This is a genomic window from Formosa bonchosmolovskayae (genome assembly GCF_051016085.1).
GTDB lineage: Bacteria > Bacteroidota > Bacteroidia > Flavobacteriales > Flavobacteriaceae > Formosa.
Genome location: NZ_CP174605.1, coordinates 2,897,705 through 2,913,753, shown reverse-complemented (window position 1 = coordinate 2,913,753; position 16,049 = coordinate 2,897,705). Strand labels below are relative to the sequence as shown.

Sequence of the window (16,049 nt, the reverse complement as noted above, 5' to 3'; positions counted from 1 at the left end):
TCGGTTTTTATTTGCTAAATTACGTGCTAAACCACGCAACAAACCATATACAAACACGTTGGCAAACATTTGAATGACAGAGAAACTACCATATGAAATTTTCACAGAAGAAGTTGAAAGACTTTTTAAAACTGCGAAGAAAAAAGACGAATTTGAATACGTCTGTGCTCTAATAAATTTTAATGGAATGGGAGATGCCAGAGCATTAAGTCACATTCACGAAAGCAAAGATTTATTTTTCCAAATGGTAGAATTGATTGAAAAATCTGAAAATAAGCACGAACAGATTAGACTTTTGCTTTTACTTTATTGCCATATTTTCGAAATGGATGAATTTTATAATATGTTAGGTAATATGTTGAGAATATGTCTTGGAGAAAGATATGGAGTTATGTTATATAATTCACCAACATTAGCCAGAGAACTTAATCCTTCAAATAAACTTGACAAATTGGAAAGTCTGTCTAAAAAAGCAGGATTTGAATTACTAATTGAGACTATAAGAAGTCTTTATTCAAGTCCTTTAAGGAATTCATTTTTTCACTCTTCTTATTCTTTAAGCGGAGATAATTTTTATGTGGTATCTGGAAAGGAACTGAAAATTAACGGAATGACGAAAGGAGTAGTAAGTTTAAGGGATTATATTTTGCCAATTACCCAATCAACAGTAAATATCGCAGGTCATTTTTTTAATTTATTAAGAAGCTCACGACTTGATTACAAAGAAAATAAAATTGTTGTGGGAAGGCTTGAACCGAATGGAGTTAAAATTGAAATTATGGGACATTCCGAAAGAGGTCTATTTGGATTTCAGACTATAATAGAATAAAAAACGATTTGCCAACAACGTATAAAATTAATTGCTTGGTACGAGCCTGCTTACGAAAATCCTCGCGGATTTTCTATTCGGTTTGTATTTGCTAAATTCGTTGCTTAACCACGCAACTAATCTTATACCAGACCGTTGTAAACAATTTAGAGCATAAATGACGAAAAAAGAAATTAATAACATTCTGAAATCTGAATCTGGAATTATCCTATTAGAAAAGGAATCTGAACAGTCTTTTTTTGAATCGATATTAAACAATACTGTTTCGTTGATTTCTGCTATATATTTCTTGACAAGAAAAAAACTTGATTCATTAATTCTAACTGAAAAAAGAATTTTACTAATAGTGCGGAACAAAATTCAACTTGAAAAAAAGTTAAACGGAAATGAGTCGTTGATATATAACGGTGTGAAATCCTCATTAGAAATAACTGACCAAAATGAAAAATCTATTATTGGACTGAATAAATTACGTGTGAGTTATGAAGAAGGAAAGTCAATAAGACAAAAATTAACTGAATTTGAAAGCAGAACTGAATAAAAAACTGTTTACAACAATGTATAACCGCAATTACGGCGGATTCGACTACGTCCGAATCCACTCGGAATTGCTAACGTCCGTGCTAAACCGAAAATTAAAGCATATTAACCCGTAACTGACGGTTATACGAGACCGTTGCCAACAATAAAAAATAAAAATTATGAAAAAAGGAATTCTACTTTTAATTTGTGTTTATTTCACTAATATTTCGTTCGGACAAAATTCAAACGACGGATTGAAAATGATTTCGGACTACTCTTCTAATAATTCTGAAATTAGAGATATTCTACAATTTGAAGGAATCGAATATTTGAAATTGAAATTCATTGGAAAAGAATTAAAAAATAAAAGTTATCATCTAACAGTTAAGGAAATTTGGGACGGAAAAATAGTCAGAGACACAACAGTCTTCAATAGTAAAACAATTGGAATAAAACAATTTGAAAATGTAAATGATACTATTTTGAATTTAAAGGTAATTTCGAAACTAACTCATAAAAATAAATTGAAAATGACTTTTAAATTTCCAAGATTTTCAATAACAAAACAATATGACGCAATTGAAACAGATGAATATAGTCTGAGAAATATTGCAGAGGAAAGTAATTTAGAAATCGCTTATAATGAGAAATTTTACTTGTTAGCGTATATTCTTCCATACGAAAGAGAAGATGGTTCTAAATCGTGGTGTGAAGTCGGAACAAGTGGAAAGGAAATTGAAAAATGGGGAGAAAAATTTGGAATAAAACATTATTTATTATTTGAAATTAAATTTGAATAAATTACTGTTGGCAACATCGTATATAATTTATTGCTGGCTTATTGCTTACTAGCGAAAGTCCTCGCGGACTTTCTTGGTCGGTAATTATTTACTAAATTAGGTGCTTGAAACACGCAACAAACCATATACATCAACGTTAGCAATAATTATGGCGAACAAAACAATATATTTTGTAACAATTATCTTATTTTTTATTTCTTGTAAATCTATAAGAAATGAAAAAAAAGATATTGCATTCAACAATAAATATAAGTTTAAAGCCGAAATAGAAAGTGAATCTAAAAAAGACGCTTTAGAACCTGACTTTCAAAGTTACGCAACAGAGTACTCCTTTAAAACTGACCATAAAAATGCATTAAAATATTGGGATTTAGAATTTACTCCAAAAATTATTGGTTATAACCAGTTTCAATTTGATTCAATTAAAAATCTTTATGAAACTGCAAAAGCAAAAGATTACATACTTAATCAATCCAAAGAGAACAAAATTGTTATTATAAATGAATCTCACCATAACGCATCTCACAGAGTATTCACAGAATCTTTGCTAAAAGAATTATTTAATAATGGTTACAAAAACTTGTTTCTTGAAGCCCTCACAAATGGTGATAAAAAAGACTCTTTGCTAAATTCCAGAAAATACCCAATCCAAAATTCAGGTTATTACACTAAAAACCCACAATTCGGAAATTTGATAAGAACAGCTAAAGAAATTGGATACACAATTTATCCATATGAAACAACTGGTAATGAAGGAGGGGCTAAAAGAGAAATAGACCAAGCGAACAATATCTATAAAATAATTAAAGAAAAACCATCTGAAAAGAATCTCATCCATTGTGGTTCAGGCCACGCTATTGAAGGAAATGTTAGTTTTTTTGGTGGCTTATCATTAGCTGGAAGATTACACAAATTGACTGGAATTAATCCGCTAACGATTGACCAAGTTTTTTACTCTGAAAAAAGTACTTTTGACTATAGCAATATTTTTGTTCAATCTTTTGACTTTAAGCATCCTTCCATTCTTCTTGATAAAAACTCAAACCCCTTTGCTTATAAAAATAATGACAGATGGATTGATATTGTTGTTTTTCATCCATTAACAAAATACATTAGTAATAGACCAAATTGGTTATTTGAAAACGGGAATAATAATGTGGCTATTAATATTTCTAATTTAAATTTGGATTTTCCTATTATGATATTTGCTTATAATAAAGGAGAAAATTTAAATGCTTCAATTCCAATTGATGTTATAGAAATTGAATATAAAACCGACTATTGTAATTTAGCACTTAAAAATGGAACTTATGAGATTGTAGCAACCAATGGAACTATGTCTGTTAAATTCGAACAAAAAGTAAAATAACTATTGCTAACAATCTATAAAAATAATTGCTTGGTCATTCCTTACTCGGAAAATCCAGAGGATTTTCCTCTGGCACGTTTTTGTTTACTAAATTAGATACTTAACCACGCAACTATTCTTATACGAGACCGTTGTATGCAATTTGACCAAGCACTATGAATAAACTGATATTAACATTAGCAATTAGTCTTTCATTAATCTCATTTAATGGATTTGAATTCAATTCTGAATTTAAATTAGTCGGAGAATGGGAAGGAACGGATAAAGATGAAGTTGGATATTTTACATTTGACAAAGAAGGCTATGCATATATTAAGTTTGGAACTGACTTATTAGGCGGAAAAGAATTCGTAAAAGACGGAAAAAAATTCAGTTTGACTTATAAAGTTGATTATAAAAAGTCACCCATTACGGTTGACCTCATATTCACGGAATTGGAAACCGAAAGACAACTAGTTTGGCCTTGTATAATAGATGTTTTAGAAAATGACCGAATAATGTTTGCTAGAGGCTCAAATGGAATTAGACCTGAAAATTTTACAGATTATGATTTCATAATACTCAACCGAATAAAATAAAAACTGCATACAACACAGTATATAAAAAATTGCTAGTTTTATGCTAAACCAATGTTAGTTGCTTTGTTTGCTTGCATCTGATTTTCCTTCGGAAAATCCTCGCACTCAAACACGCAACTTTCCATATACATAAACGTTCTACACCATTTGAAAAAAACATTCGTCATAGCATTAATATTTCTGATTTTGACAGCTTCCTGTTCAAATCCACAAAACACGCTGAATAATTACGCAAATTATCCCGTAAAAGTTGCTAAACAAAAAATTGAATATCCGAATGGCGACTTTTCATTCTCTATTCCGATTAATTGGGTATGGAAAGTAGAAAACTACGAAAACGAAAATATCTTGTTGGGAATTGACGCAGGTTCAAATCCTGACAATGATGGTTTTGTCGATTTACTTTCAGTGCAGAAAATTAAAAGTTTTGGAAACAAAACGAATTTAAAATCTGAATTTGAATATTATCTCGAATTGTTGGAAACGAATTGGGATGCGGAAGTTGTTGAAACAGGCAAAACTGATTTGCTAAATCAAGACGCTTATTTTCTGCACACAAAATCGGATACTGGAACTTACGGCGAAATTGAAACCATAAGTTTCGTTGTAGAAAGCGAAACTAAAGGAGTGTTTTACAATTTGACTGCTTCAGCATCTCAAACTGATGAATTAAAGAAAAATATGGCTATATTAATCCAATGTTTGAGAACGTTTAAAACTAACAACAGCGGATAAAAAACGGTGTAGAACAACGTATATAAAACATAGTGCGAGTCGTTGCTAACACGCAGGTTCGGGCATTTTTGCGAGGTCGCCAAATTTTTAAATTTGGCTAATTGAGAAAAGAAAGATAATTAGAAAAATTTAAAAATTCGGCTTGTGCTTAACCGAAACGAAACTGCCTATTTTCTGCACTACGTTTCATATACAAATCCGTTGGCGTGCATTTGAGAAACTGTACGAAAAACAAAAATTCAACTGATTATAAACTAAATTTAAATCGAGAAAATTAAGTGAAATATATAATTAGATTATTTTTTGTCATCTTACTTCTGACTTCTTGCATATCGGATAACGAATTGTGGAAAATAAAAAAAGTGGAACTCGGTAATGATAATAATATATATTTAAAATCGTGGATTTGGGGATTAAAAGGAGAACACGCTCGAACAATTATTTCAGAAAACAATAGAAAAGATTATTCAGAAAATAAGGACATTGATATTGGACAATTTGTTACAATTCGTTACAGAATTGAAAATGGAAAATTTATCTTATTGAAGTCAAATAACGACAGTATTCGGAAACAAATAAAAACCGAAATGGAAAATGTTGAAATACGATATGTTTCAGTAAGTGAATTTCTGAGTTCTAAAGAAAATTATGTGGAAGATTTTAAAAACGAAAATTAACAATCGAAAAGAATAAAAAACGACACGCCAACACCGTGTAAAATTCATTGCTAGTTATAGCCTACTTACGAAAGTCCTCGCGGACTTTCTATCTGTGATTTATTTGCTAACTTTAGTGCTTAAACACGCAACGAAATCATACACAAACACGTTACCTGCAAGCTGACAAAACCGATGAACACAGAAGAATTAGTAAAGGCATTTTATACCGAAAAACAGGATTTTCTGAAAGAATATTTATCTGAAAATCCCGAAACTGAAGTTGGACAATTAATTAAATCACTTAATCTGACTAATGAGCAAAGTGTAATAATGGAAAAAGTTATGAATTCAGCTTTACCTGATGTTTTTTACACTATCCTTTTGGGTTTAGATGGTTGTGCTTCGATTGGCGGAATACAAGAAATGTATGAACTGAAAGATGAAAACGGAAATCAATTAAGCGGAGAAATAGAAGGCTATGCGTATGAATATTTTCACGAATCAAATCAATAAATGTTAATAGGATATTTTGACTATTTAATTATCGCAATTTTAATTTTCCTTAATATAAAATATTGGAAAACAGATTTTGAAAAAAAAGTAGGTTGTTTATTGGTCAGTCTATTGTTTGGGTTTGTACTTCCATTTGTTTCAATGATAATTGAATTGCAAATTGTAGGCGAATGGATGGATAGTTTTGAAGTTGTTTATACTTTTTTACGATTTCCTATTTATTGGGTAATTGGAATTATTCAAATGATAATTATCGGAATTAGATTGAGTAGAAAACCAGATGAAGAGAATGAAACTGAAAGAGTAGAATAACGTGGAAAAAGCCTGCAGGTAACACCGTGTATAATTAATTGCTTTGTTCTTCCTTACTTGCGAAAATTCCTGCGGAATTTTCTCGGGTTCGTTAAAGTTTACTAACTTAGTTGCCCAACCACGCAACTAACCATACACAAACACGTTGCCACACATTTGAGGCTTAGTCTCATCTAAAAAAGATTGACAAATGAATGAAAGACCTTTTTCAACCTATAATCATACTATTTTCAACCGTGACTTTTTTATTTTATTAGAAACCTAATAATAGATTTGCATCAAACTTATTGTTAAACTATTAAATTTAAAACCATGAAAAAAAGAGCTGTTTTACTAGTATTTTTAATTTCTCTAACAACTTTTGCTCAAAAGCAGAATAATGAAACCAATAAAACTGAAATTAATCAGTCTACAAGGTTCAATTTTCAAAGAACTATTCAACTTGATGAGCATAAAAAAAATGAAGAGATTATTATAAAAATTGAGAAACAAACAAAAAAATTTGAATTAATGATTGACACATCTGTAACTTCAGGAAAACTTACAATAGAAATATATGATTCAAACGAAAAAAAACAAGGAACTTTTTCTGTTGGAACTCAATTGAATATTGAGAATTCAGAACGTGCACAGGGTAATATAAACAAATCTTTGATAGATCCACAAGCTGGTAATTGGAAAGTAAAAATTATCCCTATAAACGCTAAAGGAATGATTCAAATAAATACAGCTTCATTTCTTTAAAATAAATGAAATTTAATCATAATATAATTTTTTACAAAATAACAGCTCTTCTGTTTTTAAGTTCTATCAATGTATTAGGGCAAAATTCTGTTAACGGCAAAATAAAAGGGCTGATAAAGATAGATTCATCGTGGTCTTCAAAAATTTATTTGTCTTACATCCCAACATTTAGTGATATTCACTCAATGTCTAACGAAATGATAATTGCAGATTCAAAAATAGATAGCATTGGTTATTTTGAATTTAATATAGATTTTTTACCCAAAGAACAGAAACTTTATCGTTTACACATTTCAAAAAAGGCGGATTCTAAGACTTCACTTATTATAGGTGGATTAAGTGAAAACTACTTTGTTTTTATTGCTAATAGATATTCTAAATTAGAATTCAAAGCCACATCAACTAATCCACCTTTTAAGAATATAATTTTTGAAACTCAAAATGAAAATTTTGAGTTTCAAAAAATCACGAGCTTGGTTTTCAAGAAAGATAGTATTGCTTCTTTAAGTGGACTTTCTAAAAGAAACTTTATAGAAAATAGATTAAACGAAGAGTTGTTAAATATTGCTGATTCATCCACTAATTCGCTAATTTCACTTTATGCTATCTACAAAAGTAACTTTGAATCAAACTACATTTCTAAAGAAAAATTCTATAAATCTTACTTAAACAAGTGGTCGAAAATTGACAATAGCTACTTCAATGATTTTAGAAAAAAATTACCCATAAAAAACTCGAAAAGCAATTTAACTAGGAATATAATTCTCTCAATTATTTTAATAATTATTGGATATGTTTTAGGAAAATCACGTTTTATTAAAAACAACCGAATTAAAAGACTTAGTGTCCAAGAAAGAAAGATATTTGACTTGCTTAAAAAAGGAGCAACTAATAAAGATATTTCTGATGAATTTAATATTGGAATAAGTACTGTGAAATCGCATGTGAGTAGTATTTTGAACAAACTAAAAGTCAAATCGAGAAAAGAAATAATGGACTAAAATAAAAAACGTGTGGCAACACCGTGTATAATTAATTGCTAGGTCACTGCCGACTTACGAACATTCCTGCGGAATATTCTATCTGTGATTTATTTGTTAAATTAGGTGCTTAACCACGCAACTAACCATACACATCAACGTTGTGTGTCATTTTGAGAAAAACCTTATGGAAAAATTGACTTTAATATTAATTCTTATTTTATCTGTTGGCTGTTCCTCAAAAACAAAAACCGAAAAAGCAATTACTGAACAAGTTTCGGAATTAAAACCGCCATTTAAGAATCAAGGAGAACAAGAGGGTTTTTGGGCACAAGAGTTTTTCAAAGATGAGTACGAAAAACAAAATCACATCAAATTTAACGGAGAAATTAAAATAGTAAATGAATATAAGTCTTTGGACGAGCATGGTAATTTCATCACCAATGCGAATGAAATTAGTTTTGGAAACAGAGTGGTTGAAATTAACCTAAATGACAATAAATTACGCTCGATTTTCGAAAATGGAATTTTATATCCAGATTTGATAAGTGAAAAATATTTTAAAATATGGGATTTGGAAGAATTGAGTTTTTTAAACAAATCACCAAAGATTAAAAGGTTTCGAATTTTTGTAAATATGCCCGAACGAATTTATACACAAATAATTCTATTGGAATTAAAAAATGAATCAGCGGACAATCAGACATCGATGAGTGAATTTGTTGAAAATTCTGAACTGACTTTTATAAAGGAAGCTTGGTTAATGATGTAAAAAAACGAACACACAACACCGTGTATAATTAATTGCTTTGGCAAGTGCTTATTTGGAAAATTCCTTCGGAATTTTCTCGGGTTCGTATTTGTTTACTAAATTAGTTGCTTAACCACGCAACTAACCATACACAACAACGTTGGCAACAAGCTGAAAAAAATGACGTCTGAAAAATATAACACTTTAGGAAAAGGAACTGCGGTAATTTCGTTCATAATCGGAGCATTGATTTTCGGAATTTACTTTCTGACCTCAAACAGCGATTTGTTGTTTATCGGATACGGATTTATAGTTCTTGCAGGAGTTGTAAATTTGATAATTTTAATAGCAATTTTAGCTAAATCAAATTCGGACTCAACCAATCGCAAAAGACTTTTAAAAACAAGCGGATTGATGCTGATTAATCTACCAATAATGTTCCTTTTCATTTGGTTCTCGCTGATTTTAATTGGGAATATGAGAATTACGTTCACAAACGGAACTAATAACAAACTGACTGACATTAAAATAGTCGGTTGTGAAACAGAATACATCGCAGAGCTTGAACCGAATGAAAGTAAAACTGTTTGGGTTGGAATTACTGGAGATTGCTCAATAAACTTGGAATATTTAGAAAACGGAAAAATTAAAAAAGAAATGGTTGCTGGATATGTGACAAGCGGAATGGGACAAAAAATGAAACACAAAATTGACGGAAAAGATAAAGACATATTATAAAAAAAGCCAGTTGCCAACAACGTGTATAGCTCATTGCTATTCAATTGCTTAAACCAAAGTTAAGGTGTATTTGGAAAGTTGCCAAATTTTTAAATTTGACGATTTCCAAGAAAAAGATAAATAGTAAAATTTAAAAATCTGGCTTGTGGCTCAACCGAAAATTAATCGCTAATTTGCACGCAACGAGCCATACACAAGACCGTTACCTGCAAGCTGACAAAACCGATGAACACAGAAGAATTAGTAAAGGCATTTTATACCGAAAAACAGGATTTTCTGAAAGAATATTTATCTGAAAATCCCGAAACTGAAGTTGGACAATTAATTAAATCACTTAATCTGACTAATGAGCAAAGTGTAATAATGGAAAAAGTTATGAATTCAGCTTTACCTGATGTTTTTTACACTATCCTTTTGGGTTTAGATGGTTGTGCTTCGATTGGCGGAATACAAGAAATGTATGAACTGAAAGATGAAAACGGAAATCAATTAAGCGGAGAAATAGAAGGCTATGCGTATGAATATTTTCACGAATCAAATCAATAAATGTTAATAGGATATTTTGACTATTTAATTATCGCAATTTTAATTTTCCTTAATATAAAATATTGGAAAACAGATTTTGAAAAAAAAGTAGGTTGTTTATTGGTCAGTCTATTGTTTGGGTTTGTACTTCCATTTGTTTCAATGATAATTGAATTGCAAATTGTAGGCGAATGGATGGATAGTTTTGAAGTTGTTTATACTTTTTTACGATTTCCTATTTATTGGGTAATTGGAATTATTCAAATGATAATTATCGGAATTAGATTGAGTAGAAAACCAGATGAAGAGAATGAAACTGAAAGAGTAGAATAACGTGGAAAAAGCCTGCAGGTAACACCGGTAATCGTTGCACAAGCCCAAAATAAATAGTACACCTTTAATTAAAAACCGTCTTTAGAGACGGTTTCTATTTTTATACAGTTAATATTTTAGGTGATTTACAAGGTCTTAAAAGCGTATTAATAGCTTTATAAAAGGTGTTTTTTAGATTAAAATAAAGTGCAAGTGCTCCTGCATCACTTTTAGTACGTTTTTCAATAAATTTCATGTATTTTTTGAGATTGTAAGCAATAGCTGAGAGTTGCATGCATTTATTGGCTTGTTTTACACCAATAGTATTAACCTTATTTAACCCCATAAACTGTGTCAGGGTTCCAAATACGGGTTCTACGGTGCTTTGCCGTTTTCCTTTCATGTAACGCCCTTGATTACTGTTTACTCGAGCTATATTACGTTGGTATTCCTCACGATAATAGGTAACTGTAAATTTCTTTTCTTGGGCTGATTTCCCAAGACATGTTATGCGAATCGGGCAGTCTATACACAGCTGTTTTGACCCGCGATATTCCTTCTTTTTGGTGTGATTCTTTTTTTCAATAAATACCTTCTTAAACGGTATGGTTTTACCCTTTGAACAGGTGTAATGATCCTTGTCTTTATCATAAGTAAATCCATCTGGACCACCTTTATAAGTGCCATGAGCGGGTATAAAACTTTTTAAACCTATAGCTTCTAGAAAAGCATAATTCTCACCACTACTATAGCCTGTGTCGGCTACACAATTTTCCCAAACAAGTTGTGATTTCCAAAGCCGTTGTTTTACACGCTTAACAATATCTGGTAAATGCTGACTGTCTTTACCGTCTGCATGGTACGCTTTTATATCGCTTATAACATGGTTTGCAGTATCTACAGTAAGCTGACTGAGGTAATTAAGTTTTCTTGCTTTGCCGGGTTTTACACTAATACGCGCATCGGGATCGGTGGGGCTATAATGTGTTTTATTACTCGTGTAGCGACTGCCTTTAGCGCCGGCTCCTGGGCGAGCATCTTGATCTTTTGCCCATTTGGTATTACGGCTTTTTATAGCTTGTAATTCCTTGTGAGATGCAGATAAAGTTTGCTGATTTTTATCTGCTTTATTTTCTTTAGATTGCCTTAAAGGGGTGTGCTTATCTCGATTGCTAATGTTACGAATATGGCGCAGGTGATTCTCTAAATCTTCTTCAGGAACTTTAAGTTCTAAAGTATCCATGGAAGCATTGGCTTTTACAGGAGCAGAATCTATTGTTTGCGTGTGTCCAGCGACCATACCTGCGGATACACATAGTTCAAAAACCTTTATAAAAACAGATTCAAAAACGTCTTCCGGAAATAATTGTCGTGTACGGCTAATGGTAGAGTGCCACGGTAATTCTTCGTCTATATCATAACCTAAAAAATACAGTATATCCAAACGCATGCTACAATGTGCAATAAGCTTGCGATGGCTAGTTATATTTTCTAAATATCCCACTAAACAAAGTTTAAAAAATACAATGGGATCGATGCTTTTTTGTCCGCTTGATCCATAGAACTTTTGAGTGGTTTTATAAAGAAAATTAAGATCTATAGCTGTATGAAGCCGCCGGTAGAAATTGTCTTCTGGCACACGTTCGCTAAGTCTAAATTGATTGAATAGTTTCTCTTGATATGTCTTTTTTCCCTGCATACATAAAGATAAGAAACGTTCATTTTTTAAGCAATTGCATTACTACTTTTTTCTTAACTTGTGCAACAGGCACACAGTATATAAAAAATTGCTAATTTTATGCTAAACCAATGTCAGTTGCACGTTTGCTAGCTTCTGATTTTCCTTCGGAAAATCCTCGCACACAAACACGCAACATTTCATATACATAAACGTTGGCAACAAGCTGAAAAAAATCGACAATCATAAAAATCAACCGAAATTTATAATTTTGTATCTTTGATAAAAAGACAAAAGGAAATGGACTTAGAAGCAAGAAAAATATCATTTGTTCAAGAGTTTTTAAGACTTCAAAATGAGGAAATCGTTAGCGGACTTGAAAAATTATTACGTAAAAGGAAAGCTGAATTGACTGAAAAGAACTTCAAGCCAATGACAATGGAGCAATATAACGCAGAAATTGACCAAGCAATGGAAGACTCAAAAAATGGACGAATGATAAAAGCAACGGATTTAAAGGCTAAAATCCAAAAATGGAGTTAGAAGTTTATTGGTTAGAGCTTGCGGAAAACAAACTTGAGGATATTTACAGCTATTATTTAATCAAAGCAAGTAAAAGAGTAGCTAAAAATTTAGTTAATGGAATCGTTGACTCGACTATTGGTATTGAAAAGCAACCAGAAATTGGACAAGTTGAAACGAGCTTGAAACATAGAGAACAAGAATTTCGATATTTAGTGTTTAAAAATTACAAAATAGTTTATTGGATAAATTATGACTTTAGACGTATCGAAATCGCGAATGTTTTTGACACGAGACAAGACCCTGATAAAATAAATGAAACTGAATAAAAAGCCAGTTGCCAACAATGGTAATCGTTGCACAAGCCCAAAATAAATAGTACACCTTTAATTAAAAACCGTCTTTAGAGACGGTTTCTGTTTTTATACAGTTAATATTTTAGGTGATTTACAAGGTCTTAAAAATGTATTAATAGCTTTATAAAAGGTCTTTTTTAGATTAAAATAAAGTGCAAATGCTCCTGCATCACTTTTAGTACGTTTTTCAATAAATTTCATGTATTTTTTGAGATTGTAAGCAATAGCTGAGAGTTGCATGCATTTATTGGCTTGTTTTACACCAATAGTATTAACCTTATTTAACCCCATAAACTGTGTCAGGGTTCCAAATACGGGTTCTACGGTGCTTTGCCGTTTTCCTTTCATGTAACGCCCTTGATTACTGTTTACTCGAGCTATATTACGTTGGTATTCCTCACGATAATAGGTAACTGTAAATTTCTTTTCTTGGGCTGATTTCCCAAGACATGTTATGCGAATCGGGCAGTCTATACACAGCTGTTTTGACCCGCGATATTCCTTCTTTTTGGTGTGATTCTTTTTTTCAATAAATACCTTCTTAAACGGTATGGTTTTACCCTTTGAACAGGTGTAATGATCCTTGTCTTTATCATAAGTAAATCCATCTGGACCACCTTTATAAGTGCCATGAGCGGGTATAAAACTTTTTAAACCTATAGCTTCTAGAAAAGCATAATTCTCACCACTACTATAGCCTGTGTCGGCTACACAATTTTCCCAAACAAGTTGTGATTTCCAAAGCCGTTGTTTTACACGCTTAACAATATCTGGTAAATGCTGACTGTCTTTACCGTCTGCATGGTACGCTTTTATATCGCTTATAACATGGTTTGCAGTATCTACAGTAAGCTGACTGAGGTAATTAAGTTTTCTTGCTTTGCCGGGTTTTACACTAATACGCGCATCGGGATCGGTGGGGCTATAATGTGTTTTATTACTCGTGTAGCGACTGCCTTTAGCGCCGGCTCCTGGGCGAGCATCTTGATCTTTTGCCCATTTGGTATTACGGCTTTTTATAGCTTGTAATTCCTTGTGAGATGCAGATAAAGTTTGCTGATTTTTATCTGCTTTATTTTCTTTAGATTGCCTTAAAGGGGTGTGCTTATCTCGATTGCTAATGTTACGAATATGGCGCAGGTGATTCTCTAAATCTTCTTCAGGAACTTTAAGTTCTAAAGTATCCATGGAAGCATTGGCTTTTACAGGAGCAGAATCTATTGTTTGCGTGTGTCCAGCGACCATACCTGCGGATACACATAGTTCAAAAACCTTTATAAAAACAGATTCAAAAACGTCTTCCGGAAATAATTGTCGTGTACGGCTAATGGTAGAGTGCCACGGTAATTCTTCGTCTATATCATAACCTAAAAAATACAGTATATCCAAACGCATGCTACAATGTGCAATAAGCTTGCGATGGCTAGTTATATTTTCTAAATATCCCACTAAACAAAGTTTAAAAAATACAATGGGATCGATGCTTTTTTGTCCGCTTGATCCATAGAACTTTTGAGTGGTTTTATAAAGAAAATTAAGATCTATAGCTGTATGAAGCCGCCGGTAGAAATTGTCTTCTGGCACACGTTCGCTAAGTCTAAATTGATTGAATAGTTTCTCTTGATATGTCTTTTTTCCCTGCATACATAAAGATAAGAAACGTTCATTTTTTAAGCAATTGCATTACTACTTTTTTCTTAACTTGTGCAACAGGCACAATGGCTATAAGTAATTGCTTGTTCTCGCTTACTTCTGAAAATCCTCGCGGATTTTCAGTTTGGTGTGTACTTGTAAAGTAAAGTGCAAACCCACGCAACTACTCATAGCCGAGCCCGTTGTGCATAATTTTGACCCGTCCTGAATAAAGGCTACATAATTTTAAACATTATGTATAGAAATGACAAAGTAATTAGAAAGTAGAGTGAACCTTTTAAATTGAAAATTTTAGCCGAACTTACAACAGGAAAATACTCTGAGTGAATTGTGTAAGCTCTACTCCATCGCTCCTACAACTGTTAACGAGTGGATTAAAAAGTATGAACGTAAAGACTTAATGAACACCAGAGTAAAAGTGGAAACAAAAGACGAAATTACTAGAATTAAAGCGCTACAAAAAGAAGTAGAACAACTAAAAAAACTACTACTTAAAAAAGATCTCGATGCAATGGTAGATGAATCTTACCTAGAAGTAGCCGCTGAAAAATTAGGATACAAAAACATCCAACAGCTCAAAAAAAAAACTAAATACCAAGCCTTAATAAAAGCAAAAGATAAAGCTAAGGGATTTGTTTCTTTATCGGCTATTACCAGTTGTTTTGGACTAAAACGAGATGCCTATTATAAGTTTAAATGCAGAGCTGATAAGCGTTTAAAACTAGAACAACAAGTTATTAATATAGTCAAGAAAAGACGCAAATCTCTTCCTAGAGAAGGTGTACGTAAGCTTATAAAAGCGTTGGATAAAGATTTTAGAAAAACTAATCTTAAAGTCGGTAGAGACACACTATTCAAAGTATTAAGGTCTCAGGGCATGCTTACTTTAAGAAAAAAATATAGTTCCAGAACAACAAACTCCCATCACCGTTTTTATAAATATAACAACATTATAAAAGACCTAAAAGTGACAAGGCCTAACCAAGTTTGGGTGTCTGATATTACCTATATCAGAACCGTAAAAGGATTTTGTTATCTAGCACTAATTACAGATATGCACTCAAGGAAAATAATGGGTTACGACCTAAGTGATAGCTTAGAACTTAAAGGATGTGTAAGAGCGCTTAATAAAGCCATTTATAAAGCTAAGCATGTTACAGGACTCATACATCACTCAGATAGAGGCATACAATATTGTAGCAATGTATACACGCAAATACTTAAAAGAAATAAGATAGAAATTAGCATGACTGAAGAAAACCATTGTTACGAAAATGCAATGGCAGAACGTGTAAACGGCATACTAAAAGATGAGTTTTATCTAGACCAGACCTTTACTAATGAAGCACATGCGAAGAGGGCTACAAAAAATGCAATTAATTTATACAACGAAATAAGATTACATTTATCTTTAGACTATAGAACACCAAATATGGTATATCAATTATCAGCTTAAAACCAATTTTTAACTGT

At 31.9% G+C, this 16,049-nt stretch carries 20 protein-coding genes; 18 read left to right on the top strand and 2 right to left on the bottom strand.

Features of this window, described 5'->3' with window-relative positions; all coding sequences use genetic code 11:
• Positions 1-73 precede the first annotated feature (73 nt).
• The 15 genes from ACKC83_RS12320 to ACKC83_RS12250 all read left to right on the top strand — a co-directional run bounded on the left by ACKC83_RS12320 (position 74) and on the right by ACKC83_RS12250 (position 10,388).
• Positions 74-829, top strand: a complete 756-nt coding sequence (locus ACKC83_RS12320; RefSeq protein WP_434035718.1) for a hypothetical protein — start codon at positions 74-76, stop codon at positions 827-829.
• 157 nt (positions 830-986) lie between these two features.
• Positions 987-1,370 carry a hypothetical protein gene (locus tag ACKC83_RS12315; protein ID WP_434035717.1) on the top strand — a complete coding sequence of 128 codons (384 nt, stop codon included), beginning with the start codon at positions 987-989 and terminating at the stop codon, positions 1,368-1,370.
• A gap of 160 nt (positions 1,371-1,530) precedes the next feature.
• The gene (locus ACKC83_RS12310) at positions 1,531-2,151 is read left to right on the top strand and encodes a hypothetical protein (RefSeq protein ID WP_434035716.1); all 621 of its coding nucleotides are present in this window, start codon (positions 1,531-1,533) and stop codon (positions 2,149-2,151) included.
• 148 nt (positions 2,152-2,299) lie between these two features.
• Entirely contained in the window at positions 2,300-3,520 is a 1,221-nt protein-coding gene (locus tag ACKC83_RS12305; protein ID WP_434035715.1) for a hypothetical protein, read from the top strand.
• 155 nt (positions 3,521-3,675) lie between these two features.
• A complete protein-coding gene (locus ACKC83_RS12300) occupies positions 3,676-4,098 on the top strand; it encodes a hypothetical protein (RefSeq protein ID WP_434035714.1) in 423 nt (140 codons plus the stop codon).
• 186 nt (positions 4,099-4,284) lie between these two features.
• Positions 4,285-4,833: a hypothetical protein gene (locus ACKC83_RS12295; protein ID WP_434035713.1), complete on the top strand. Its 549-nt coding sequence runs from the start codon at positions 4,285-4,287 to the stop codon at positions 4,831-4,833.
• Positions 4,834-5,195: 362 nt separating this feature from the next.
• Complete coding sequence (locus tag ACKC83_RS12290) at positions 5,196-5,510, top strand: hypothetical protein (RefSeq protein WP_434035712.1); 315 nt, start codon at positions 5,196-5,198, stop codon at positions 5,508-5,510.
• 174 nt (positions 5,511-5,684) lie between these two features.
• The gene (locus tag ACKC83_RS12285) at positions 5,685-6,005 is read left to right on the top strand and encodes a hypothetical protein (protein ID WP_434035707.1); all 321 of its coding nucleotides are present in this window, start codon (positions 5,685-5,687) and stop codon (positions 6,003-6,005) included.
• Between the two features lie 141 nt (positions 6,006-6,146).
• Positions 6,147-6,317, top strand: coding sequence for a hypothetical protein (locus tag ACKC83_RS12280; protein ID WP_434035706.1), 171 nt, complete (start codon positions 6,147-6,149; stop codon positions 6,315-6,317).
• Positions 6,318-6,629: 312 nt separating this feature from the next.
• Positions 6,630-7,061: a hypothetical protein gene (locus ACKC83_RS12275; RefSeq protein ID WP_434035711.1), complete on the top strand. Its 432-nt coding sequence runs from the start codon at positions 6,630-6,632 to the stop codon at positions 7,059-7,061.
• 5 nt (positions 7,062-7,066) lie between these two features.
• Entirely contained in the window at positions 7,067-8,062 is a 996-nt protein-coding gene (locus ACKC83_RS12270; protein WP_434035710.1) for a response regulator transcription factor, read from the top strand.
• A 166-nt stretch (positions 8,063-8,228) separates the two neighbouring features.
• Entirely contained in the window at positions 8,229-8,813 is a 585-nt protein-coding gene (locus ACKC83_RS12265; protein WP_434035709.1) for a hypothetical protein, read from the top strand.
• Between the two features lie 159 nt (positions 8,814-8,972).
• Positions 8,973-9,530: a hypothetical protein gene (locus ACKC83_RS12260; protein ID WP_434035708.1), complete on the top strand. Its 558-nt coding sequence runs from the start codon at positions 8,973-8,975 to the stop codon at positions 9,528-9,530.
• A gap of 225 nt (positions 9,531-9,755) precedes the next feature.
• Positions 9,756-10,076, top strand: coding sequence for a hypothetical protein (locus ACKC83_RS12255; RefSeq protein ID WP_434035707.1), 321 nt, complete (start codon positions 9,756-9,758; stop codon positions 10,074-10,076).
• Between the two features lie 141 nt (positions 10,077-10,217).
• The gene (locus ACKC83_RS12250) at positions 10,218-10,388 is read left to right on the top strand and encodes a hypothetical protein (RefSeq protein ID WP_434035706.1); all 171 of its coding nucleotides are present in this window, start codon (positions 10,218-10,220) and stop codon (positions 10,386-10,388) included.
• 100 nt (positions 10,389-10,488) lie between these two features.
• Here ACKC83_RS12250 and ACKC83_RS12245 read toward each other — a convergent pair whose 3' ends face one another.
• Complete coding sequence (locus ACKC83_RS12245) at positions 10,489-12,066, bottom strand: IS1182 family transposase (protein WP_434035705.1); 1,578 nt, start codon at positions 12,064-12,066, stop codon at positions 10,489-10,491.
• A gap of 279 nt (positions 12,067-12,345) precedes the next feature.
• Between ACKC83_RS12245 and ACKC83_RS12240 the strand changes: the two genes are divergently transcribed.
• Both ACKC83_RS12240 and ACKC83_RS12235 read left to right on the top strand, forming a co-directional pair.
• Positions 12,346-12,588, top strand: a complete 243-nt coding sequence (locus ACKC83_RS12240) for a hypothetical protein (protein ID WP_342155463.1) — start codon at positions 12,346-12,348, stop codon at positions 12,586-12,588.
• On the top strand, positions 12,579-12,896 hold the full coding sequence (locus tag ACKC83_RS12235) for a type II toxin-antitoxin system RelE/ParE family toxin (RefSeq protein ID WP_434035704.1): 318 nt from the start codon (positions 12,579-12,581) through the stop codon (positions 12,894-12,896). Before ACKC83_RS12240 ends, ACKC83_RS12235 begins: the two co-directional genes overlap by 10 nt.
• Positions 12,897-12,989: 93 nt before the next feature.
• Here the strand turns inward: ACKC83_RS12235 and ACKC83_RS12230 are convergent, their stop codons facing one another.
• Positions 12,990-14,567 (bottom strand): IS1182 family transposase, encoded by a 1,578-nt coding sequence (locus ACKC83_RS12230; RefSeq protein WP_434035703.1) that lies wholly within the window; start codon positions 14,565-14,567, stop codon positions 12,990-12,992.
• Between the two features lie 337 nt (positions 14,568-14,904).
• Here ACKC83_RS12230 and ACKC83_RS12225 point away from each other — a divergent pair, with 337 nt between their 5' ends.
• Positions 14,905-16,032 carry an IS3 family transposase gene (locus tag ACKC83_RS12225; RefSeq protein ID WP_434035702.1) on the top strand — a complete coding sequence of 376 codons (1,128 nt, stop codon included), beginning with the start codon at positions 14,905-14,907 and terminating at the stop codon, positions 16,030-16,032.
• Positions 16,033-16,049 lie beyond the last annotated feature (17 nt).